The 412-nt window shown below is 58.7% G+C and carries 1 pseudogene; it reads right to left on the minus strand.

From position 1 onward, the window contains the following. A pseudogene (locus FY251_RS21855) lies at positions 1-228 on the minus strand (hypothetical protein); the annotation flags it as partial. Positions 229-412 lie beyond the last annotated feature (184 nt).

Raw genomic sequence — 412 nt, forward strand, 5'->3', positions numbered from 1 at the left:
GCCCAGATCCAGCAGCTTCTGGCCGGCCTGTACGTGGGGCTTCATGAGCTCGCCCATGTGCTCAACAATCCGGCGGCTGGCGTCCAGAATCGGTTCCTGATCATCCTTGTACAGGCCGACGTGCAGGTCCTCGCCGCCCCATACGTGGAAATAGAAGTTATCCGCGTCGGTACTGTTGTAGTATTCGCGGGCCGTGTTAACGGCTTCGCTGTCGTACTTATCGGTCATCAGTCAGACCTCCCTCAGTCTGTTGGCTGGTCCTCAAATTCATGCCGCCCCACGACCGGGCCTGGCCATTACGGCCATCGTCACAGCGCGACGTCGTCAGGCAGCCCCTTCCATTCATCAGCAATCATGCTGCGTTTTTCTGAATCGGTCTTCTGGCCGGGGAAAGTGTCCGTCACGTGTCCGT

Source organism: Haloferax sp. KTX1, from assembly GCF_902410085.1.
GTDB lineage: Archaea > Halobacteriota > Halobacteria > Halobacteriales > Haloferacaceae > Haloferax > Haloferax massiliensis.